This window comes from Nocardioides glacieisoli (assembly GCF_004137245.1).
Classification (GTDB): Bacteria; Actinomycetota; Actinomycetes; order Propionibacteriales; family Nocardioidaceae; genus Nocardioides; species Nocardioides glacieisoli.
Window position 1 is genome coordinate 1 of sequence record NZ_SDWS01000011.1, and the last position, 21,385, is coordinate 21,385.

Annotated in this window: 21 protein-coding genes; 9 read left to right on the forward strand and 12 right to left on the reverse strand. The window is 68.0% G+C overall.

What is annotated here, in order from left to right; all coding sequences use genetic code 11:
• Positions 1-475: 475 nt before the first annotated feature.
• Positions 476-961: a hypothetical protein gene (locus EUA06_RS22790; protein WP_207208446.1), complete on the forward strand. Its 486-nt coding sequence runs from the start codon at positions 476-478 to the stop codon at positions 959-961.
• Here the strand turns inward: EUA06_RS22790 and EUA06_RS19360 are convergent.
• From EUA06_RS19360 to EUA06_RS19410, 12 genes are all read right to left on the reverse strand, one after another.
• On the reverse strand, positions 912-1,631 hold the full coding sequence (locus EUA06_RS19360) for a SigB/SigF/SigG family RNA polymerase sigma factor (protein ID WP_242498266.1): 720 nt from the start codon (positions 1,629-1,631) through the stop codon (positions 912-914). The two genes, EUA06_RS22790 and EUA06_RS19360, sit on opposite strands and share 50 nt — an antisense overlap.
• Before the next feature lie 302 nt (positions 1,632-1,933).
• Positions 1,934-2,914, reverse strand: a complete 981-nt coding sequence (locus tag EUA06_RS22795; RefSeq protein ID WP_207208447.1) for a CU044_5270 family protein — start codon at positions 2,912-2,914, stop codon at positions 1,934-1,936.
• Positions 2,911-3,456, reverse strand: a complete 546-nt coding sequence (locus tag EUA06_RS22800) for an RNA polymerase sigma factor (protein WP_207208448.1) — start codon at positions 3,454-3,456, stop codon at positions 2,911-2,913. Before EUA06_RS22800 ends, EUA06_RS22795 begins: the two co-directional genes overlap by 4 nt.
• A gap of 480 nt (positions 3,457-3,936) precedes the next feature.
• Positions 3,937-5,763 (reverse strand): ThiF family adenylyltransferase, encoded by a 1,827-nt coding sequence (locus tag EUA06_RS19370; protein WP_129478868.1) that lies wholly within the window; start codon positions 5,761-5,763, stop codon positions 3,937-3,939.
• Between the two features lie 2 nt (positions 5,764-5,765).
• On the reverse strand, positions 5,766-6,260 hold the full coding sequence (locus EUA06_RS19375) for an MPN domain-containing protein (RefSeq protein ID WP_165354451.1): 495 nt from the start codon (positions 6,258-6,260) through the stop codon (positions 5,766-5,768).
• Entirely contained in the window at positions 6,238-7,200 is a 963-nt protein-coding gene (locus EUA06_RS19380) for a putative metal-binding protein (protein WP_165354452.1), read from the reverse strand. The genes EUA06_RS19375 and EUA06_RS19380 overlap by 23 nt, the downstream gene beginning before the upstream one ends.
• Positions 7,193-7,456 carry a DUF2604 domain-containing protein gene (locus EUA06_RS19385; RefSeq protein ID WP_129478874.1) on the reverse strand — a complete coding sequence of 88 codons (264 nt, stop codon included), beginning with the start codon at positions 7,454-7,456 and terminating at the stop codon, positions 7,193-7,195. The genes EUA06_RS19380 and EUA06_RS19385 overlap by 8 nt, the downstream gene beginning before the upstream one ends.
• 206 nt (positions 7,457-7,662) lie before the next feature.
• A complete protein-coding gene (locus EUA06_RS19390; protein ID WP_129478876.1) occupies positions 7,663-8,112 on the reverse strand; it encodes a hypothetical protein in 450 nt (149 codons plus the stop codon).
• Positions 8,113-8,335: 223 nt separating this feature from the next.
• Entirely contained in the window at positions 8,336-9,304 is a 969-nt protein-coding gene (locus EUA06_RS19395; protein WP_129478878.1) for a zeta toxin family protein, read from the reverse strand.
• Positions 9,286-9,966 carry a sigma-70 family RNA polymerase sigma factor gene (locus EUA06_RS19400; RefSeq protein ID WP_129478880.1) on the reverse strand — a complete coding sequence of 227 codons (681 nt, stop codon included), beginning with the start codon at positions 9,964-9,966 and terminating at the stop codon, positions 9,286-9,288. The genes EUA06_RS19395 and EUA06_RS19400 overlap by 19 nt, the downstream gene beginning before the upstream one ends.
• Before the next feature lie 537 nt (positions 9,967-10,503).
• Entirely contained in the window at positions 10,504-11,865 is a 1,362-nt protein-coding gene (locus EUA06_RS19405) for a flavin monoamine oxidase family protein (RefSeq protein WP_277985685.1), read from the reverse strand.
• A complete protein-coding gene (locus EUA06_RS19410; RefSeq protein WP_165354453.1) occupies positions 11,862-13,145 on the reverse strand; it encodes an aminotransferase family protein in 1,284 nt (427 codons plus the stop codon). The genes EUA06_RS19405 and EUA06_RS19410 overlap by 4 nt, the downstream gene beginning before the upstream one ends.
• A gap of 127 nt (positions 13,146-13,272) precedes the next feature.
• Between EUA06_RS19410 and EUA06_RS19415 the strand changes: the two genes are divergently transcribed.
• From EUA06_RS19415 to nagA, 8 genes are all read left to right on the forward strand, one after another.
• Positions 13,273-14,049 carry an IclR family transcriptional regulator gene (locus EUA06_RS19415; RefSeq protein ID WP_165354454.1) on the forward strand — a complete coding sequence of 259 codons (777 nt, stop codon included), beginning with the start codon at positions 13,273-13,275 and terminating at the stop codon, positions 14,047-14,049.
• Between the two features lie 243 nt (positions 14,050-14,292).
• Positions 14,293-15,459 carry an extracellular solute-binding protein gene (locus EUA06_RS19420; protein WP_165354455.1) on the forward strand — a complete coding sequence of 389 codons (1,167 nt, stop codon included), beginning with the start codon at positions 14,293-14,295 and terminating at the stop codon, positions 15,457-15,459.
• On the forward strand, positions 15,456-16,397 hold the full coding sequence (locus EUA06_RS19425; RefSeq protein ID WP_165354456.1) for a carbohydrate ABC transporter permease: 942 nt from the start codon (positions 15,456-15,458) through the stop codon (positions 16,395-16,397). Before EUA06_RS19420 ends, EUA06_RS19425 begins: the two co-directional genes overlap by 4 nt.
• Positions 16,397-17,221, forward strand: coding sequence for a carbohydrate ABC transporter permease (locus EUA06_RS19430; protein ID WP_129478888.1), 825 nt, complete (start codon positions 16,397-16,399; stop codon positions 17,219-17,221). Before EUA06_RS19425 ends, EUA06_RS19430 begins: the two co-directional genes overlap by 1 nt.
• A gap of 59 nt (positions 17,222-17,280) precedes the next feature.
• Positions 17,281-18,219 (forward strand): ROK family protein, encoded by a 939-nt coding sequence (locus EUA06_RS19435; RefSeq protein ID WP_165354457.1) that lies wholly within the window; start codon positions 17,281-17,283, stop codon positions 18,217-18,219.
• 4 nt (positions 18,220-18,223) lie between these two features.
• Positions 18,224-19,219, forward strand: coding sequence for a Gfo/Idh/MocA family protein (locus EUA06_RS19440; protein WP_165354458.1), 996 nt, complete (start codon positions 18,224-18,226; stop codon positions 19,217-19,219).
• Entirely contained in the window at positions 19,216-20,238 is a 1,023-nt protein-coding gene (locus EUA06_RS19445; RefSeq protein WP_129478894.1) for a Gfo/Idh/MocA family protein, read from the forward strand. Before EUA06_RS19440 ends, EUA06_RS19445 begins: the two co-directional genes overlap by 4 nt.
• Positions 20,231-21,382 (forward strand): N-acetylglucosamine-6-phosphate deacetylase, encoded by a 1,152-nt coding sequence (gene nagA, locus EUA06_RS19450; protein ID WP_165354459.1) that lies wholly within the window; start codon positions 20,231-20,233, stop codon positions 21,380-21,382. Before EUA06_RS19445 ends, nagA begins: the two co-directional genes overlap by 8 nt.
• Positions 21,383-21,385 lie beyond the last annotated feature (3 nt).

Below are 21,385 nucleotides of genomic sequence, written 5' to 3' on the forward strand. Positions count from 1 at the left end.
ATCACCCTCTACAGGATCGAGCAGGGGGGTCCGTTTTCACCCGTCGATCAAGGGTCAGTTTTCACCCGTCGTCGACACGGCCATGGTCTTTCACCGCGGGGGTGGTGATTGGCCTAGGCCTCCCCGGGAACCCACTTCTCGGGCGGGGCCGTCCAATGACGACACGGCCACTATCGCGACCGTTCACCAGAGACCGGCTCGTTCGGCCGCTCCCTACGCCTCAGCCGACCACGGCTGCCAAGGTGCGACGCCAGGGAGCCGGACAAGGTCCGTCCAAATTTGATCGCTTCCTGGGTGTCGACTCGCTTGAAAACAAGGCCATAGCGACGGTCGAAAACGAGGCCACCCAGACAGATTGGATGGGTGATCTCTGTGGAGGATTGGGCTTTGATCCGGCGGCCGGTGGCGGATGATGTTCCGCAGCGGCAGGTCGCGCGGAATCTGGGCATCGGGCGGTCGACGGGTGGAGCGGGCGGTGGCCTCGGACGGGCCGGCTAAGTACGTGCGGCTGCCGGTGCCGACGTCGTTCGAACCGTTCGAGCCGCTGGTGCGAGCGTTGCTGAAGACGACGCCGGACATGCCGGCGACGGTGATCGCAGAGCGGGTCGGGTGGACCGGGTCGATCAGCTGGTTCCGCGACCACGTCAGGCGGCTGCGTCCTGAGCATCGACCGGTCGACCCCTCGGACCGGCTGACCTGGCTGCCGGGTGATGCGGCCGTGCGACCTGTGGTTCCCGCCGAAGAAGATCCCGCTCAAGGACGGCCCGAAGGCGCTGTTGCCTTCGACGGCACGAGCGGTGAAGCCGGCGTGCCCGGCCTCGGGAATTCCGACCCGGTCCTCAATTTCCGGACTTCAGGTACTACCCGCACAGACCTGACCGCAGTCCACACGTGCCTGAGCCCGAACCAGCTCACGCGGCTGAGAGAGGATCGAGGATGCTGTTTCGCAGGCTCATCATGAGTCGGGAGAGAATGCGGGATACTTGTGCCTGGGTGATGCCGAGTGCGTTGGCGATCTCCTGCTGGGTGCGTTCCTCGTAGTATCGGAGATACAAAACGCGCCGGTCGCGATCCGAAAGCCTAGACACGAGGGGCTCGAGCAGGACGTGTGCGTCGGCACGCTCAATGCCGCGGTCGTCCGTGTCGAGGACGTCGCCGAACCGGAGTGTTCCGTCACCGACTGGCGCGTCGAGCGAGGTCGGGCTGTAGCACCCGTCGGCCGCCAGGGCTTCCACCACGTCGTCCAGCGGCGCATCGAGATGCTCGGCGACCTCGCTTGGCCGTGGTGAACGGCCGAGCAACTGGCACAGCTCGTTGTCTGCGACGGCGATGCGCCCCTGCAGTTCTTGCACTCGCCGCGGGGGGCGCACCATCCAACCGGAGTCGCGGAAGTAGCGACGTACCTCGCCTCTGATGGTGGGGACGGCGTACGAGAGAAAATCGTATCCCGCATCAGCGTCGAAGCGTCGCGCGGCTTTGACGAGACCGAGCAAAGCCACTTGCTGGAGGTCGTCGAGGTCGACGCCACGATTGCGGTAGCGCGCGGCCACAGATCTGGCGACGTCGATGTTGTCTTCGACCAGCTGGTCTGACATCGCGGTGCTCGGGGGAAGCGGAACGGACTGGGACATGCCGATCACGGAGGAGGCTCCTTGGTCAACACCTTCTCGCCGTCGTCTTCAGCGATCGTTTACATCATAAACAAGGGTTTGGGTGGGAGCAACAACCTTCTACAAACGTTGCCTTTGCCCGATAGCCCGCGCTTCGGTATCGCAGTGGCTGGCGGCCCGTGAGGGCGTATCCCTGCCGGGGACGGTCCCGTGGACCACGGCCGACGATGTCGATCACTCGGTCACCATGTTTCCCGCGAGTGTGCCTCGACGCGCGCCCGATCCATACCGAGCCGCAGTCGTCAGGTGCGGACGTCCTTAAGTCAAGCCTGCGAGCCAGGGGCTTGTCCGGCAGTGTCGACCACGGCGGTGTCCAGCACTGCCGTGGCGCCGAATAGGGTGTCCGGCGTTCCGTCGGCGTGCGTGAAGAACCACCGTGTGCCGCGCAGCTCGTAGGTGCTTGAGTCAAAGATCCACGTGGTGCGCGTGCGAAATCGTGCGTCGCTGCGACTGATGCCGATGCCTGGGCGCCCCAGCGCATCGGTCACGCCTCGCTCGACCTGAATCCCATTGATGCGAGTCACGGCACGGAATAGGGCCGCTGCCGTTTCGGGGGGCATCAGCTGCTCCGACACCAACGACCCGATCAGGTCGAACGTCGCCTGCTCTTGTTCTTGGCCTTCGACGGGCACCGCTTCACGGTCCAGCACATTGAGGAGCGCGTCCGGGTCCGTCGGCAGCTGCGCGAGCCAAGCATAGGTAGGACGTCGCGCGCCGGCAGGTGACGGACCGCTCGGCTCCAGCGGCCAGTCCTGTCCGAACTCCCGAATCACGTCGTCCTGCCAGCCAAAGGCTCCTGGGTCTTGTCCGAGCCAGATCTCCCGCTCGTGCACCGGCCCGAGGGCGATGCCTTCCCCAAGCCTGCCCTCGTTGGTGATCGTGGCGCTGCGCGTGTAGACGAACTGGTCCTCGCGCACGGCCAGCGTCGGTGCCGTCATTGCCCGGCGCGCCGCCCCGTCAAGCACTTGGGTCGCTGCGACCGACGTGACCACCTCCCGGTTCGCCTGGGGTCGAGGTGCGGACGGATCACCAGTCAGGGCCAGCACGGCGACTGCGGCTACGGCCGTCGCGCAAGCAATCACGGTGGCCGGTGCGGCAATCCCGCGCACCAGCCGGCTCCGCGCCTCGTATCGCCTGATCCCTTGCTCCACCCGCGACCCTAGGCGGGCGCGGTGCAGAGGAGACAGGGTGATGGCGTGGGGGGCGGGGTGGCTACGACGGAGCTCGTCGAGGTCCTGGGTCATGATCGTGCTCCTCGGGCGGTCTGTTCGGGGTCGGCGGTGACGTGTGTGCTGGCTGGCGAGGCGGGCTCGGCCACGAGTTCGCGCAGGCGAGCGCGGGCGCGCGACAACCGGGATCGGACGGTGCCGATCGGCACGCCGAGCGACTCTGCGGCTTCGGCGTAGGTCAGGCCCGACCACACGCACAGCGCGATGACCTCCGCCTCCGCGCGGCGCAAGGTTCCGATCACCCGCGCGGCCTGTGCCAGCACGTCGGCGTCGTCGAGCCGTTGCACTACTTCATCGGCGAGGTCCGGTACAGACTCCTCACGTGGGCGTCGGGCCAGGTGGGTGAGCAGTCGCCGGCGGCTGCGTCGAGCGTTCATCGCCTGGTTCGTCGCAATGCCCCACAGCCACGGGCGGAGGGGCCGCTCGTCGTCAGCGATCAGCGCGCGAGTGCGCCATGCGGCGAGGAACGTCTCGGAGGTGACGTCCTCTGCGGTCGCCCAGTTGCCCGTCAGACGGTGCGCCAGTGTGAACACGCCGTCGACGTGATCGGCGTACACGGCGTCGAACGCGGCTCGGTCACCTTCTCGCAGTCTCCGACGGAGGTCGCGGTGTTGTGTGCTCACAACTCTCTACTGTCCGCCGAGGTCAAGGAGTTCCCGAGTCGAGTTATCGATTGTCCGCCAGATCGGCCGAACGAAGGCTGCCGGCTTAACCGAATGCTACGTGTGGCAAGTCCATGCGACGACATGTCCGAGGACACCGTCAGCGGGAGACCCGGCTATCCCCGACAGGCGGCGAAAAGCAGCAGGTCCGTGGAAGAGGTGCGTCCGCGCTGCGCTAAGGACCGCTGAGCGTCGGGGCCGGCTCGCTCGTTGCCAAACTCTAGTCGTGTTGGCGGGCGACCTCTATGGGGACGCTTTGAGCGGGGCAGTGCACCCTCGGGATATTGGCATCGGCGGCGACGTGGTTGACCGCCGGCACCTGGCCAGCATCAGGATGTCAGTACCGTGCAGCAGCAGACCCGTATGCGCGCTGACTCAAGGGTGATCCGCCTCGACAGCGCCCGCATGCGCGGCGAAGAACGTGTCCTCGCACAGACAGTGCGGCGTGCGTTCCCGGGGACGACCGAATACCTGTGGGAAGCCCCGCAGGACGTCGTAACGATGCTCGACCTGGCTGGCGCGTCGAGCGGCGAGTGACGGCGACCGAGACCAGTAGAGCTCGGCAGCCAGCAGGATGCCGGCCAGCGCGGACTGATGGGCGAGCGGCACGAGTGCCTCTCCAGGCAGGTCACCGACCGGGAGCAGCCCGCCCGCGCAGATGCCATCGCGATACAACAGGCCAACCGTCTTGTCCGCCCACTCGTTGCGCTGCGTCTGTTCGACCACACCGTCGTCGAGCAGGTCCTCGATCAGCGCGACCTGCGTCCAACGAACGGCGTCCGGAGGGGCAGGTAATTCGGCGATCGCCGGAACGCTCGGCAACGGGTACCCGATGGGCAGGTTGTAGGTCAGGTAGGCAAGCACACGCAGGGGTGTCTGTCTCACGGCCTCGGCGATCAGCTCGTGGTCGTGCGAGCGGGGGCGGGAGGGGTAATACAGGCACGCCAGACAAGGCTTCACACTGAACTCCTCGTGGCGAGACCAGCCCAGATCAGCTACTTGGGTCCACGCGTTGTACGCGTGGCGCGGGGCCGTGGCCGCTACGGTGATCCGGTCGCGCGCAGTGTCGAGGGCGACGAGGACCTGGTGGGCATCGAGGTGCTCCTCGGAGTCCCCCCACTTTCCTCGGAGAGGCTTGATCTCGAGTCGCGAGGCTGCTCCCGCCAGACCGAACGCGTTGTTCTTGACGGCCTCCTGCATCAGATCGACCTTGACCGCCCCGACGTCCTTGGCGCGGGTCAGAACGTAGCGCTGTAGATTCGACAACGTGACCGTCTCGGGGTCCACCACGTGCATCACGCCCACAGCGTCAACCTCGCTCAACGCCAACGCAGCAGCTTGACCGATCGCACCCCCGCCAACGAGGAAGAACTCGCCGAGGTCGACCGGTTCGGCCTCAGCGATCGGAACTGGACCCTCATCGGCAGAACTAGGGGCCTCGGATGTCGCGACGGCTGTGGTGTCGGCTGCCTCGCCGAAAGGACTGGATGCGGGGGCGTCAACGTCGACCGGTGCCGCTGTCAGCAGGTCGATGCCCCCGGCTTGTCGGCCTGTTCGCCCTCGGTCCCCGAGCTCGGCGGCGAACACAATGCGGAACACCTCAGACATGCCGAAGGCGGCCGCCGCGAGCCAGGCGAGCGGATGTCCGGGCTCCGCGCTGGTGCCGTCGTCGAGCCGGTCCCATCCTTCGGCCGGATCGACCGCGACCGTCCAGCCTCGTGCGCTGACCTCGACCAGCCGGTCCTGCGCCGACGGTTGAGTGGTGCCAATGTGACCGGCGTTCCTCGAGAACGAGACGCCGAGGCGCAGACTCACCGCCAGACCGGTGTCGTCACTGCCGTCCCGTCCTGGTTCGTGGTCGTGCCCGGGTTCATCTTCAGCCTCTCCGAGTGAAGCGGCCCCGTTGCGGGTAGCCAGCAGGATGTCTGCGTCCGGGTTGATGGCGCGGATCAGGTCGCGTGCCTGGTGCGTGAGGGTCTCGTCCCTCGACGACCCGTGGGAAGGGCGCAGGTCGATGACCGGATACAGCCGCGCGGCAAGGTTGCATGCCAGGAGGAACGCACCTTTCGCGCCGTCGTCCTGCGAGACGACGTCAAGGTGAAGTCGGACGTCGTGGAGCTTGTCTGCAAGCGTGTCGGGGTCGACGTTGGCGACCGGGCGTAGAGAGTCGGCGACTCTGGAGAAGAACGCGGGTAGCGCCACGGTCAGCTTCCTTCTGGTTCGATGTGGATCCGGGACCCGATATCTGCCGCCAGGTCCCACGTACCGTGCTCACGCAACCGGTACCACGCCCACCGATCCATGCTTGCGCGTCCGTGCCGGGCGAAGTCCGGGACGACGAGGCTCAATGCGCCACACAGCGTCACCAAGGGAAAGTGGTCATCGGTGCTTGAGTGGTAAGCGTCGGTCGGGTGGGTGTGCACCTGGCCCGCAGCGATTTCTCCGCGTTCGTAGAACGCACGGTTCATCCGGAACAGTGCCACGCCGTCCACGACGACCAGCAGACCATTCGCTGTCTTATGGGCGGTCTGTTGAGGGACGTAGCAGCTGGTGAAGTGAAGCGTGTCCTCGTCAACTACCTTGCCGCCCCACACGACGAACCCTTCGTGCCCCAACTGGCCCCGTTCCTGAAGGAACTCAAGGGTGGGAGCAAGGACCGAGTCGGGGACCACGAGCTCACGATGTGAGGTCAGGTCCACCGTTGCTCTTTCTTCGTGCCGCAGGTACCAAGGAAGGTTCCGCGCCGTCGCGGGCGACGTCAGGCGGACTGCCCTGGACCTCTGCCTCCTCTTCCATCACGGGCTGGATGACGGGTTCGCCGATGACGTCTGCGCTGCTGCGAACTTCTTCGGCCTGCGCGGAGGGAGCGGGTCGGTCGTGGTCTGCGTCCGGTCCCTGCGCCTCCGCGCGTGCAGCGCCGGCCGCCATCGCAGCTGCGACGGCAGCCTCCTGCGCCTCTTGGGCCGCCAGCTGTCGCTGCGCCAAGTCGGCATCGCCCTGCAAGAGGTTCATGTCGAGCTGGTTGGCGATGCCCGCGCTGCTGCCCGGGGCGAGGGACTGGATGGCTACCGACATGCCGAGGACGTTGCGCGACATGCGCTGCCAGATGCGCTCACAGATGACGACGAGGTCTCCGGCGTCCAAGTGCCGGTGCAGCAGCCAGTCGTCGCCGCTGTGCTGAGGGTGGCTGTGGTACTCGCGGATGCCGGGCAGGCACAAGAAGGGCTGCAGTGTCTCGGGGTGCTGATCGATGAGAGCGTCACGGACCTCGCCGGAGTCCATCCGACTCGGAGCTCGCACGGGCGGCGGGCCGCCGAGGGGCTCTCGGGTAATGGGGTCGATGAACGTGAGGGACGGGGCCCACAGGTCGAAGTTCCAGTAGTCGATGCGTACGCATGCCGTCATGACCGGAATCGTGCGTGGACCCATGGCAACGTCTCGAAGGAAGCCAACCTCGACGCAGAGGTCGCCCACCGAGAGCAGCAGCCACCCACGACGGGCGTACACGTCGGCGTTGGCCCTCCACCGAGCGATCTGCTCGTCGAACTTCGCCCGGTTGACCGCGGTGGGGACCAGGCGGGGACCACGGTTCTGTGGCGCGGTCCCCGCCTGCGGATCCGCTATGAGTACGTCAGCCACCAGCGCCCGCCTTGGGGCTCAGGAACAGCGTGTGTCCATCGAACAGACCGGCCTCGTCCGGGCGCATGCCGAGGCCAAGGAGTTGCCCGGCTTCGTTGCGCAGCTCCCAGTCTTCAGGGCGCTGGCCTTTGTTGCCGGACTCGCGCAGAGCTTCCCGCACTGCGTGCTCGAGGGTCTGGTGCCGGTTGATCCGCACCGCCTCGGGGGCGCCCGAGACAACGATCACCAGGTCTACGTGGTTGTCAGGCTTAGCCATGACGGTCTCCTTCGCTCGAGTGCCTTCACCTCATGTAGGCACCCGATGCGGGAATCTCCCGTGCTGAGCAGGAAAAGTTTCCAGAAACCGCGCGGAGGGCCGAGGAGCACCTCAGGAGCCGACCAGCGACCACTGGCACGTGGGGGCGTGCGTGGCCGCCGACGTTCATTACCCGCAGATACGGACGTCCTTTGTGCCGCGCTTCCTCAGGAAGCCGTGGCAACGATCGTTGAAGCTGTGATCCGCTCGTGCACGTAGGTCGCTGCGCGCGTCTCGTGCGGCGCGTGGTCCATCCAAGTGGGGCTCGCCGACGCGGTCGCCGGAGCGGCCGTGCGGTAGGCAAGGACGCTGCGCATCACATCGCCGGTCGCATCCAGCTGCTGCGTGGGGTCGTTAAGAAGGTCCGCGAAGCTCACTGCCACTGGCGGGATGTTGCGCGCAGCAACTAGAGCGCTCTGCGCCGACGACAGCCGGCGGGCAGCCTCGTGAAGCGCGGTCTCGGCATGGGAGCGCTTCGCTGTGTCGCGGCTGGCGAGTGCGTCCTCATAGGCCATCAGCGCGTCGTTGTAGTCGTACGAGGCGTTCGCGACAGCGTCGCGCAGGGCGGGCTGAGCCTCGACCGCACCTACGGTTTGGGGCTGCTTCTTGCTGTTCACGCGATCTCCCACGTCTTCGAGTATGCGTCAAGCAATGGTGTTACACCATGTGAGCGAAGGCTCAATGCTGGCACGCCTAGACCGTTCCCGTGAATGGAACGACGAAAACCAGCTCGCCGACAACAAGACGGACGGCCATGCGCACGGCTGCGCGGTGGGACTCGTCTTGGTTGCATCGGCGCGCAACTCGACCCGCCCAGCTGGCTCCAGCGGACAGTGGACATCACAGGACCATCGACCATGGTTCGGTTCCTTCGATGAGAGCTGGCGAGGTCATGTCGGAGGTGTCGACGATGGCCCAGCTAGCGAGAGGGAATCTTTCGCGACGGAGCGCTGCGAGGGCTTCAGCTGCATCGCTCGCGGCACGTTCGAGCATCGCGGGCGGCACGAGTCTGCCGTCGACTTCGAGCGCACGTCGTTCCGTACGGTCGCGGCAGTCATCGAGGCCGGCTCGTGCCTGGAGGACGTGGATCTCGAACCCGTCCGCATGGAGCAGCTCGATGTTGTCTCGGATGGAGGCGAGGCGACCGATGGTGTCGTAGATGACGTCTGCGCGCCGGGCGAGGGCGGCCTCGAACACCCGCCCGTAGGTCAATGCGAAGCACTCCTCCTCCACCACGAAGGCGCCGAGTCCGTCGGCGTACTCCGGCAGCTTCTGCCGCACCCGGTCTGCGTCGATGATCGAGCACGGGGCAGGTTGCGTCGGCCCAACCGATGCCGCCTCCTGAGTCTCCTCAACCTTCTGGGCTTCCTGGAAGCGGTGCACGTCGACGATGCGACGCAGCACTGAAGTCTTGCCCGACCCGGGACATCCAATCGTGAAGTAGGCGGCAGGCGTCCGAGCCGGCGCCGATGCCGGGGTCGCTGAAAAAGTGGGGACGCAGTCGTCGATGATCTGCTCATGCACAGCGAGTCGCTCGTCGAGGAACGGTCGACCCGCCGGGGCGCCGGGAGAGGCGGGCCGGTACACCGCCGCGGTGGTGACGATCTGGCCCAAGTCCGACGTCGCGACTATCCGATCGCGCAGGCCCGGGTGTCGTACCCGGTCGTTGATCACCGCGAGGGCGTCGGCGTCGGTGCGCCACCAGTGTGGCTGGTAGGCGACGACGGTGTCCTCGAGCTCTTCGCGGGTGGACCACCTAGGTGTGGAATCCGCCGGCGATGCGGCAGGACTCATGGCTCGGCGTTCCACGCACGCTCGGCATCGGCGAGCTTGCGCCTCGCACTCTGCAGGAGGCGGTCGACCTTCTTCGTTTCGAGAGGGCTTCCGAAGCGGTAGGTCGCGATCTCCGAGTAGGACATGCCGTACTGCGCCTGCGCCAAAATGACGTAGCGCTCGTCGCTGGTGAGTCGCCCGAGAGCATCGACCAGAGCAGCGCGCGTTTCCGCGATCCGCTCGGGAGAGGCTGTCGAGACAGCCGCGTCCGCGATCTCGCCGAGCTCGGCCGGCTCGGTCGTCACCGCCTCGCCCTTGCGACGGGTGAGATAGAAGTCCCGCACGGCGTCGATGTAGGCGAAGCCGGCCGCGCCGAGGGCCCAGCTGGCGCCGTCTCCTCGCGAGGGGTCGAACCGGTCCGCAGTCCGGCGGGCCCGCTCGAGCGCACCGACGGTCGCGTCGAGGGCCACCGCGTCCAAGTCGCCCGGCTGGACCCGAGGCAGCCAAACACCACCCACCGTCGATTCGGATGCTCGCATGGCCAACGAGACGCCACGCCTGCGGATGACGTCGTAGAGATCCTTGAAGAGCAGCTCGTCGTACGCCCTGGCCAAGGCTGGGTCCGGTTCCTGCCCCAGACGCACGAGCAGCTCGGTAGCGCGCTCAGCAAAGCGCTCCAACGACGAGTTGTCGATCATCCCTGTCCCCACCGTCCCTCATGCCGCCGTGCTCACGGCCGGCCCACCCCACGTGGTTCCAGCACCCTACTGGCAGCCAACGACAACGGGCATCGCGCGCAGTTTCAACAGTTGACGACCAAGAGGGCCGCATCCTCTGACCCGCATCTCGACATGTGCGAATGCTTGAGCTAGATCACGCCTGCCCTCAGTAGGCTCCGTAGCTGTCAGCGCTCCTTGCGCACGCCGAGGAGTTTGTCGGGTATGCACATCCCTTACGGCGTGTTCGCGGGTGACGTCATGGCATGAAGTTTCAGCGTAACTTTGCACACTCCCCATGCTGGATGGTCGGGCAGTCGGACGGGCTCGCGTTACTGTCGCCTCGCTTCCATTGCGCCCGAAGGGACAGGTTCAACCGATCGTCGCACCAGTCGACCTTCCCGGAATCGGGATCACGTCACCGGGACTCAGCCACGGCCCGGTCCGACGCGAGTCGAGTTGAGCTCGGCTCGGCCTCAAGCCCTTTGCGCAACGGCACCTCTGCCGCAGCTGCTCGTCTCACATTGGCGGGTGGGCGGACCCACCCTCTCGGAGTGCCAGTGCCGTCGCGCGGCCCGATCGCACGGCGCCCTCCATGTACCCGTTCCACTCGACGGCGTACTCGGCGCCGGCCCAGTGGATATGGCCGACCGGTGGGCGCAGCGCCTCCCCGAAGCCCGTCCAGACTCCCGGGGCGAAGTGGGCGCCGTAGCAGCCGCGGGTGAACTCCTCCGCGCTCCAGTCCTTCTCGACGTACGCCAGGGGCGTGGCTGCCCGGTCGCCAAAGTAGCCGACGAGACACTCAAGGACGGACCGGCGCCGCTCGGCCTCGTCGAGGCGCTGCCAGCGTCGCGCGTCGCCTCCTTCGACGAAACCGAGGAGGATCCCGACCTCGCCGCCCGGGGGCGAGATGTCGAAGGTGACCTTGACCGGCCCCACGTCTCCAGCGACCTGCCCGTTGAGCCCGTCCTCGCGCCAGAACGGCGTGGGGTAGGCCGCGAAGGTCTTGGCGACGGTGCCTGCCGGCAGCTTCTGGGTGAGCTGGTCACGCCAGGCCGGGAGCACGGGGTCGTAGCGCAGCCGCCCAGCCAGGGTGGGCGGGAGAGCGATCACGGCGCGATCGGCAGCGGTCACGTCGCCGCCTCGGGTCGTCACGGCCACACCTCGGTGGTCGTGCTCCACAAGCCCGACAGCCGCGTGCAACCGCACGTCCAACCCTGCAGCCATCCGCTCGGCGACCTGTACCGAGCCGCCGCGGACTCGGTCCTTCTGCGCGCCGCGGTCGACGGCGAGCAGCGTTTCGAGGTCGACGTTGCTCACTGCGTAGAAGAGTGCGTGCAAGAGAGACAGGTCGGCGGCGTCAGCCGAGAAGAGAGCTTCGGTCGCCACCCGGAAGTACGCGCGTCCACCAGGGGTGTGCAGGGTGCGGCGAATCCAGGTCTCGAACGTCTGCCCGTCGAGGAGCTTCGCCTTGGGGTGCGCCCAGGGCTGGGCCGGATCGACGCTGCGGGCGAGTCGGTCGAACCGGGCCATGCCCTGCGCGAGGTCGGCCAACGCGACAGGGTTGAGTCGCGGCACCGCTCCTTTGGTGCCCTCGACGAGGGCGCGGGTGCGGCCGAGCTGGACCAGGAGCCGGCCGGGTTCGTTGTGGGTGGGGAAGGTGGTCAGACCCAGCTCGTCGACGAGGGCGTACATCTCGCTGTGCCCCTCCCCGATCCACGTGCCACCCAGCTCGATCGGGTGGCCCGCGAGCACGCCACCTTCGACGCGACCGCCGACCCGGTCGCGGGCCTCGAGGACGACGACCTCGTCCCCGGCACGCTGGAGCTCGCGGGCCGCGCTGAGGCCGGCGAGCCCGGCGCCCACGATCACGACCTTCACGATCCCAGCCTCCTGACGTGGCGGCTGATGACCTCGCACACGGTGTCGACCTCGGGCTCGGTGATGACCAAGGGAGGGGAGAGCACGATCGTGTTGGCTGCCCCCCGGGCGATGACCCCGTCTGCGCGGCACCTGGCCACCACGTCCGGTGCGTCGTTGGACTCGAGGGTGATGCCGATCATCAGCCCGCAACCTCGGACCTCACGCACGTGCGGCAGGTCGGCGAGCGGGACGAGGCCGTCGAGCAGACGGTCGCCGAGCACAGTGGCCCGCTGGAGGAGCCCTTCGCGTTCGATGATGTCGAGGTTGGCGAGCGCGACGGCTGCTCCGACCGGGTGCCCGTTGTAGGTGAACCCGTGGAAGAACGTCGTGCCGTCGAGCATGTCGATGACCTGGTCGCCGATCAGGACCGCGCCCATCGGCACGTAGCCGCTCGAGAGCGCCTTGGCTGTGATGATCAGGTCGGGCTGGACACCGAACCGCTCGGCGGCGAACCAGTGTCCGGTCCGACCGAAGGCGGTGATGGTCTCATCGAGGATCAGCAGGATGCCGTGTCGCCGGAGGATGGCCTGGACCCCCGGCCAGTAGCCCTCGGGCGGAGGCACCGAGCCGCCCACTCCCAGGACCGGTTCTCCGATCATGGCGGTGATCCGGTGCGCGCCGATGGTCTCGATGGCCTCCTCGAGCTCGACAAGGAGCTTGTCGGTGGCTGCCGGTCCGTGCGTGGGGCCGTGGGGCGTGCTCAGGTGGACGAAGTCCACGGCCTGGGGCCCGAAGCCGTCCTTGAGCCGTTCGATCCCGGTGGCGGCCATGGCGGTGCCGCTCACCCCGTGGTAGGCACCGGTGCGGCTGAGGACGACAGTCCGGTCCGGTTCGCCTGTGGCGTGCCGGGCCAGGCGGGCCAGCTTGATGGCCGTCTCGGTGCCTTCCGAGCCACCGTTGGTGAAGAAGACCTTGCCCAGCCCGGCTGGGGCGAGCTCGACGAGCCGAGCCGCAAGGCGGATGGACGGTTCGTTGGAGAAGTCCCAGAACGAGGTGTAGAACTCCAGCCGTTGCATCTGCTCCGCCGCCACCGCGGCGAGCTCGGCGCGGCCATGGCCGACGGCGCACTGCCAGAGCCCGCAGGTGCCGTCGATGTAGGCGGTGCCTTCGACGTCCCACACCCGCGCACCCTGCCCGCGGTCGATCACGACCGGCGGAGTCGGTCGACCGACGACGGAGTGGGGGTGCAGCAGATAGAGGTTGTCGTCAGAGGTCAGCGCGGTGTCGCGATCTGGCACGGGATCAGTACTCCTCGGTAGTGGCGGGGGGACGGACGGTCGCGGGATCGTCGCGCAGGTCGCGGTGGGGCACTATCGTCGCGTCACCACAGTGGTGTGGAGGACCAGTGCGCGCGAGGGAGGGGCAGTGGACGCAGACGACGTGGTCGTCAGCGACGACGGGCGCCGGCTCCGACCGGTCAAGTCCCTGCTGCGCGCGCTCGACGTCCTCGATGCGCTGGGCGCCGCTGACGGGCCCCTGACGCTCAATGAGCTGGTGACTCATACCGGGCTGTCGCGGACGGCGGCCTACAACATCGCTGCGACCTACGAGCTGCGCGGTCTGGTGCGACGCGACACCCAGAACCGGTACGGCTTGGGTTGGGGTCTGCTCGAGCTCGGCGAGCAGGTCCGCGCGCGCTCCGAGCTCGGCGATGCTGCGCGTCCGGTGGTGGAGGACCTCGCCGAGGTCACTGGCGAGACTGTCCTGCTCGGGGTCCTCGACCAGGACTCGGTCATCTACATCGAGAAGGCCGAGAGTCGTCGATCGGTGCGCATGGTCGAGGCCCCGGGACGCCGTCTTCCCCTGCACGAGACAGCGACCGGCCTGGTGCTGCTGGCCTACGCTTCGGCACCGTTCCGCGACCGCTACCTCCTCGGCCTCGACGCCGACGGCGCGCAGCGCGCCGACCGGCTGGGCGAGGTCACCTCGACGATCCGCAGGTCCGGGCACGCCGTGTCGGTGCAGGACCTGGACCCAGACCTCACCAGCGCCTCCGCCCCGGTGAGCGGCCCTGGCGACAAGGTGGTCGCTGCGCTGACGATCGCCGGGCCGGCTTCGCGACTGACTCGTGATCGGATCGAGGAGTTCGTGCCCCGCCTCATTGCGGCCGCCGACGAGATCGCCTCGTTGCTCGGGAGCTAGACCCGACCCTTGACAGGCCGGCAGCAGATGCATACGTTCACCCCGTAATCGTCTGTAACACAGACACAGTCATCTGTGACACAGACGCTATCACCAATGGGTGGAGGAGTGTCCGTGAGCCGCAGGGTGAAGAAGAGTGCAGTCGCAGCAGGGTTCCTAGCGATCGGAATAGCCGCAACCGGGTGTTCGGGGCAGAGCGCCACTGAGCAGCAGGGTGGCGGCGGTGATGGTGACGGCTCCGGGGTGACCATCAGTCACTGGCAGCACCAGAGCGACGCACGCGCCAAGATCGTGCAGGACTTCGCCGACGGCTACGACGACGCGTCGATCGACGTGCAGAACATCCCGTACGAGTCGTACTTCCAAAAGCTGGGTGCTGCCCTCGAGGCCGACACCGGGCCGTGTGTCTTCCAGCTCCCCGCGAACATCCTGGCCGAGTTCCACGATCGGGACGAGCTGGCGCCGGTGCCCGAATCGGTCATGAGTGCCGAGGAGATCGAGTCGTCGTTCACGCCCGCCTCAATCGAGCTGCTCAACATCGACGACGAATACTACGCGCTGCCCACCGACGTGCAGACCCTGATGCTCTTCTACAACGACGACCTCTTCGAGGAGGCCGGCCTGGATCCGTCCCAGGACTTCGAGACCTGGGACGACCTGGTCGCCGCAGCCGAGAAGCTGACGAAGACCTCCGGCGACAAGATGATCCAAGCCGGCATCGACATCTCCGCCTCGCCCTACCAGTGGTTCTACAGCGCGCCGACCCTCGCCTACCCCGAGGGCCTGGTCGCCGACGAGACCGGCGACGTCGAGTACGACTCCGAGCCCGGATACCAGGCGTGGGACCGTCTCACCAGCCTGGTGACCGACAACGCCGTCGACGATCCGGAGTTCTTGGCCGAGCAGAGCAAGTTCGGTCTCGGCAAGGCTGGGATGACCTTCAAGGAGTTCACCTTCACCGGCGTCTACCAGCTCACTGCCCCCGACCTAAACTTCAGCGTCCACGTCGCCCCGCCGGTGACCGACGACGCTGCTGCCCCGGTGGCGAGCACGTCCTGGTCCTATGCCGTCTCGGCGGACTGCGAGGACCAGGACGCGGCCTGGGAGTGGGTTGCTCACCTGACCAGCGAGGAGTCGCAGAGGGTATGGATCGAGGGCGGCGGCGAGCTGCCGTCGCGCACTGCGTTGCTCGATGACGAGTCGCTCCAGGGGGACTCGAACATCGCAGCCGGCTTCACTGCGCTGGCCGAGGCCGTCCCCTACGACTCCCGCGGATGGGACGACGCCTACGCGATCCAGCAGGAGATCTGGGACGAGATCACTCTCAACGGCACCGCCGTCGAGGACGCGGTCGACAAGGGGGCCGAGGCCGAGCGGGAGCTTTACCGCACCAAGGGCCTCCTGGAGTGACGACCCTCGTCGAACGAGGCGAGCGCAGGGCCAGGCCGAGCCGAAGCCTGCGCAGCCATCGGACACGCTGGGCCTTCGTCTTCCTGGCTCCGTCGCTCGTCCTGTTCGGACTCACCGTCTTCTACCCGATGGCGCGCGCCCTGCAGTACAGCCTCTACCACTGGCCGCTCGGCAGTGCCAAGAAGTTCGTCGGGCTCGACAACTACCGCCGTCTGCTCGTCGACGACGGTGACTTCCGCCAGTCGGTGGTGGTCACGCTCTACTTCACCGTCCTCAGCGTGCTGCCCACCATCTTGGTGGCGCTGTTCATCGCCGTCCTCCTCAACGACGCTCGGCTGCGACTTCGTGGGCTGTTCCGCACGATCTACTTCGTGCCCGTGGTGACCTCGCTCGTTGCCGTCGGGTACGTGTGGCGGGCCCTGCTCGAGCCGTCGTTCGGCCTGGTCAACACCGCTCTTGGCTGGGTCGGGATCAGTGGCCCGGGTTGGCTCGCCTCTCCGGACTGGGCGCTCGAGGGCATCGTGCTGATGACCGTGTGGCGCGACCTCGGCTTCTACATGGTGATCTTCCTGGCCGGGTTGCAGGCCATCCCACGAGAGATCCTCGACGCAGCCCGCATCGACGGGGCCGGGCCGTGGCGTCGCTTCCGCCACGTCACGCTCCCGCTGCTCAACCCGAGCATCATGCTCGCCGGAGTCATCGGTGTCATCAACGGCCTGCAGCTGTTCACCCAGGTGTACGTGATGACCGGCTCGGCACAGCAGCTCCCCGGTGGACCGCTGAGCAGCACCCGCTCGGTCGTGATCTACATCGTCGAGCAGACCTTTCGCCCGCTGGAGATGGGTTACGGATCGGCCGCCGCGTTCCTGCTCTTCGTCCTGATCATGATCGTCACCCTCATCCAGTTCCGGCTGGTGCAACGGAGGTTCGAGTACTGATGCACGCCACGACTCGCACCGTCGATGTCTCGAAATACCTCTTGCTCACCGTCGGCGCCCTCACCATGCTGACACCGCTGATCTGGATGGTGCTCGCCTCGTTCAAGACACTGCCCGAGATCCTCGCCTTCCCACCCACGCTCCTGCCCGAGCAGGTGAACCTGGACAACTACCACGCGGTCTTCGAGACCGCGGACTTCGTCCGCTACTTCTTCAACAGCGTGGTGATCGCCGCCATCAGCGTGGTCAGCGTGCTGCTAACCAGCTCGATGGCGGGCTATGCGTTCGCGAAGTTCAGCTTCCCGGGACGCGACGCACTGTTCGTGGTGGTGCTGGCGACGTTAATGATCCCGTTCCAGGTCCGCGTCATCCCGCTCTACGTGCTGGCCAGCGACCTGAGCCTGCTCAACACCTACGCCGGGATGGTGCTGCCGACCCTTGTCGACGCATTCGGCATCTTCTTGATGCGGCAGTACATGATGTCGATCCCGAGCGAGCTGATCGAGAGCGCTCGGGTGGACGGCGCCGGTGAGCTGCGGATCTTCGTCAGCATCGTGCTCCCTCTGGCCAAGCCGGCGCTCTCCGCGCTCACGATCTTCACGCTGGTGATGAGCTGGGAGTCGTTCCTCTGGCCCCTGCTCGTGGCCTCGACCCCCGACATGTACACGCTGCCGCTGGGTCTGGCCCAGTTCGCGGGTCGCTTCCTCAACCGGACCGACCTGCAGATGGCGGCAGCCACCATGACCGTCGTGCCGTTGCTGATCGTCTTCCTGCTCATGCAGAAGCGCTTCATCGAGGGCATGGCCACGACGGGGATGAAGTGAGGACCGGGTCGGCGCGAGCGATGGCGGCGAGGGCACGAGGAGCAAACGAGGGTGTGATGATGGTGGAAGAGACAAAGCCGTCAGGCGGGATCGGCATCGACGTGGGCGGCTCGAAGATCGCCGGCGTGGTGATCGAGCCGTCCGGCTCCGTGGTCGCCCGGAAGCGGGTCCCCACGCCACGAGAGGGCGGTGACGCCGTCGTCGAGGCCTGCATCGCGGTCGCCTCGGAGCTGCTCGAGCTTGCCGCCGCCGGTGGCATCACAGTCGGTCCGCTGGTCATCGGCATGCCCGGCACGGTCGACTCGGTGCGTGGCGTCGTTCGCGACTCCCCGGTGCTCAAGATGGTTGACTGCGAGGTCGTGGCTGAGGTGCAGAGCGCGGTCGGCCACCCGACCACGGTCGTCCACGACGTGAAGGCGGCGGCGTTCGGCGAGCTGACGGCCGGTGCCGGCATCGGCCAGGCGGACGTCGCCTACCTCAACATCGGCACCGGGGTCTCGATGTCGTTCGTGTTCGACTGGCAGGTGCACCGCGGCGTCAACGGCCTGGCGGGCGAGATCGGCCACGTGCAGGCCACCCCGGACGGCGTGCGGTGCAACTGCGGCCGGTACGGCTGCCTCGAGACCGTGGCCTCAGGACCGGCGATCGCCCGGGCAGCGGGCATCACGGTCGGCGGTGTCGAGGCGGTCGCGACAGCCGCTGCGGCAGGGGACGACCGCGCGGTCGAGGCCATCCGGGGCGCGGCCGGCCACCTGGGGCGTGTGCTGGCCGACTACCTCACGGTGCTCGATTTGCAGCTGCTGATGGTCGGCGGCGGGGTCGCCGAGGTGGGCCCGCTGCTGCTCGACGGTGTCCAGGCCGCGATCGACGCACAGCTCGCCGACGTGGCGGCGAGCGTGCGCGTCGTGCCCGCCGCGCTCGGTGCGGAGTCTGGAGTGCTGGGGGCTGCGCACCGCTCCCGGCTGCTGCGCGACGACCGGCGCACGACGCGGTGGTGATCCCGTGAAGGTCGGACTGGTCGGTGCCGGCTACATCGCACAGTCGCACGCCCGCGCCTATGCCGCCGACCCGCGCGCCGAGCTCGCATACGTCGTCGAGCCGGTGAAAGACAAGGCAGAGGCCATGGCCTCCGCGTACGGCGCGCGGGTGCTGCCGGACCCCGGCACGTTGCTCGCCTCGGACGTGGAGGTGGTCAGCATCTGCACGCCCTCGCCCACGCACGCCGATCTCGCTGTCGCAGCGCTCTCGGCCGGAAAGCACGTGCTGTGCGAGAAGCCGGTGGCGCGCACCTTGGCGGACGGCGAGCGCATCGTCGAGGCTGGACGACGCGGCCGGGGGTTGTTGATGATCGGTCATGTCTCGCGCTTCGAGCCCGATCACCAGGCAGCCGCTGCGGCCGTGCGGGCAGGTCGGATCGGCGAGGTTCGGATGATGTCGCAGTCGCTGGTCGGCGAGCGTCCCACCTGGAGCGAGGACGCGTGGCTGGACAGCCCCGACCAGTCGGGGGGACCGATCGTGGACCTTGCCATCCACTCCTTCGACTACCTGGCATGGGTCGCCGACGCCCGGCCGGTGCGGGTGCACGCTGTCGGCTCTGCTCGTGAGGACGGCGTCATCGACTACGCGGTGGTCACGGTGCGATACGACTCCGGCGCCCTCGCGGTCGTCGAGACCAGCTGGGCGCACCCTGCCGGGCACGGCCTCGAGCTGAGCACCGAGCTGACCGGTAGCGACGGTCGGATCACCTGGGACTACACCGGCACGGCGGTCGGCAGCCTGCAGCTCGCCGGAGCCGCACCCAGGGCCATCAGCCAGCTCGGCAACCGCGGCTTCGTTGCCGAGATCCGTGCCTTCCTGGACGCGGTGGAGTCCGGCGGTCCGAGCCCAGTGCCGGCCGAGGACGGGCTGGCCGCGCTGGAGACGGCGCTGGCGGCGGTGGAGTCGTTGCACACCCGTCGCGCCGTGACCATCCGCAAGCGAAGCGAGGGCGAGCGATGATCGACGTGGTGCTGCTCGGCGTCGAGCACGGTCCGCACGCCCTGTCGTACGCCACAGCGCTGGGCCGCAGCCGGGCGGGCCGGCTGGTCGGAGTGCACGACCGATCGTCCGCGCTGGGCGCGCCGTTCGCGGCCGACCTGGGGGTGCCGTTCGAGGCTGATGCCGCGGCCCTGCTCGAGCGCACCCACCCCGCAGCCGCCGTCGTCTGCAGCGCCACCGATCGGCACCGCGAGCTCGTCGAGCTCGCGGCTGCCCATGGCGTGCACGTGCTGAGCGAGAAGCCGCTGGCCACAGGGGTGGCCGACGCCGAGGCAATGGTCATGACCTGCCAGGCAGCCGGCGTCCAGCTGCACACTGCGTTCGTCTCGCGTTTCTACCCGGCGCTGCAGGAGGCGCGGGATCTCGTCGCGTCGGGCGAGCTGGGCAGGCTGCGGGGCATGGTCGGGGGCAACCGCGGCCGTCCTCCCCTGCCTCCGCGCTACCCGTCCTGGATCACCGACGCCGAGTCCGCCGGGGGCGGTGCGCTCATCGACCACGTGGTGCACGTTGTCGATGCGATGCGGTTCGTCTCGGGCCTCGAAGCGCGCGAGGTGCTGGCGGAGACCGCCACGCTCTTCACCGACCTCGAGGTCGAGGACAGCGCGCTCGTCTCGGTCGTCTTCGACGACGACGTGCCAGCCAGCGTCGACTCGAGCTGGTCGGTGACACGGACCAACGTGTGGGACTACGACTTCTACCTCCGGCTGCTCGGCACCAGCGGGTCACTGAGCATCACCACGGGACGCGAGGCGTTGCAGGTCTCGGGGGCGCACGGCACCCGCACGCATGCGCTGACGCCGTTCGAACCCGACATCGACCAAGCCATGGTGGAGGGGTTCCTGCGATCGGTGGCCGAGGGGCGGGTGGTCGATCCTTGCGCCACGGGGGCGGACGGTCTCCGTGCGGTCGAGGTCGCGTGCGCGGCCTACGCCTCGCTCGCCGGGGACCAGTTCGTCCACCCTGCGGACCGACGTGGGTGACCACGCCATCCGGGCTGGAACTGCCCTCGTCGACGGGAAGGTCACGGGTCCGGTCGTCCTGCGAGTCAGCGAGGGGCTGATCACCTCACTCGACCCACCCACCGGTGATGCGCCGTACGACGTGTCGGCGGCCACCGTCGTGCCGGGCCTGATCGACGTCCACACGCACGGCGCGGCCGGCGTCCAGGTGATCGACGGGTCCGACGCCGACATCGAGGGGCTCGCGGTCTTCTATGCCGAGCACGGTGTGACGGGCTTCCTGGCCACCGTCGGCGGCAGCCGCGAGCACCTGCTCGCCGGCGTGGCGGCGGTCGCCGACCACATCGATCGTGCCCCGCACCGGGGGGCGCGATGCCTCGGCGTCCACCTCGAGGGGCCCTTCCTCAGCCCTCACGCACCGGGCGCGTTCCGGGCGGAGTCGATCGTGGCCCCGGACTTGGGCCTGTTCGCCGAGCTCCTCGACGCAGCTCGCGGTCACGTCAGGATGATGACGATCGCTCCCGAGACCCCCGGCGCGATGGACCTGATAGCGGTCGCCCTGCGGCACGGCGTCACCTGCTCTGCGGGGCACTCAGTGGCCAGCGCCGCGCAGGTGGCAACGGCGGTCGACGCCGGCGTGCGCGGCGTCACGCACCTGTTCAACGGCATGGCGCCGTTCCACCACCGCGAGCCTGGGCTGATCGGCGCCGCCCTGGCCGATCCCCGGCTGGTCTGCGAGCTGATCGCCGACGGGGTGCACGTCCATCCCACCGCAATCGCGCTGGCGGCCTCCTCGAAGGGATGGCAGGGGCTCGCGCTCGTAAGCGACTCGATCGCGGCGACCGGCCTGCCGGAAGGGTCCTATGAGCTGGAGGAGCAGCACGTCACGGTGACCGGCGAGGAGGCGCGGTTGGCAGATGGGACTCTGGCTGGCAGCACCCTCACCCTCGACCGGGCAGTTGCGAACCTCGCGCGATGGACCGGGCTCGCACTGGTCGACGCTGCACGGTCTGCGACCGAGGTGCCCGCGCGACTCGTCGGACTCGGGGACCATCACGGCACCATCGCAGGCGGTGGACGAGCCGACCTGGCCGGCTTCGACGACGAGCACCGGTTGTTGTGGACCATGGTCGGCGGCGACCTGTACCCCGCGGGCGCCTCGTGAGCG

What these genes read in the sequence shown, in the direction of transcription:
- EUA06_RS19445 (WP_129478894.1), top strand. Translation starts at nt 19,216, where the DNA reads ATGATCGACGTGGTGCTGCTCGGCGTCGAGCACGGTCCGCACGCCCTG.
- EUA06_RS19435 (WP_165354457.1), top strand. Translation starts at nt 17,281, where the DNA reads ATGGTGGAAGAGACAAAGCCGTCAGGCGGGATCGGCATCGACGTGGGC.
- EUA06_RS22795 (WP_207208447.1), bottom strand. Translation starts at nt 2,914, where the DNA reads ATGACCCAGGACCTCGACGAGCTCCGTCGTAGCCACCCCGCCCCCCAC.
- EUA06_RS19430 (WP_129478888.1), top strand. Translation starts at nt 16,397, where the DNA reads ATGCACGCCACGACTCGCACCGTCGATGTCTCGAAATACCTCTTGCTC.
- EUA06_RS19360 (WP_242498266.1), bottom strand. Translation starts at nt 1,631, where the DNA reads ATGTCCCAGTCCGTTCCGCTTCCCCCGAGCACCGCGATGTCAGACCAG.
- EUA06_RS19400 (WP_129478880.1), bottom strand. Translation starts at nt 9,966, where the DNA reads ATGATCGACAACTCGTCGTTGGAGCGCTTTGCTGAGCGCGCTACCGAG.
- EUA06_RS19385 (WP_129478874.1), bottom strand. Translation starts at nt 7,456, where the DNA reads ATGGCTAAGCCTGACAACCACGTAGACCTGGTGATCGTTGTCTCGGGC.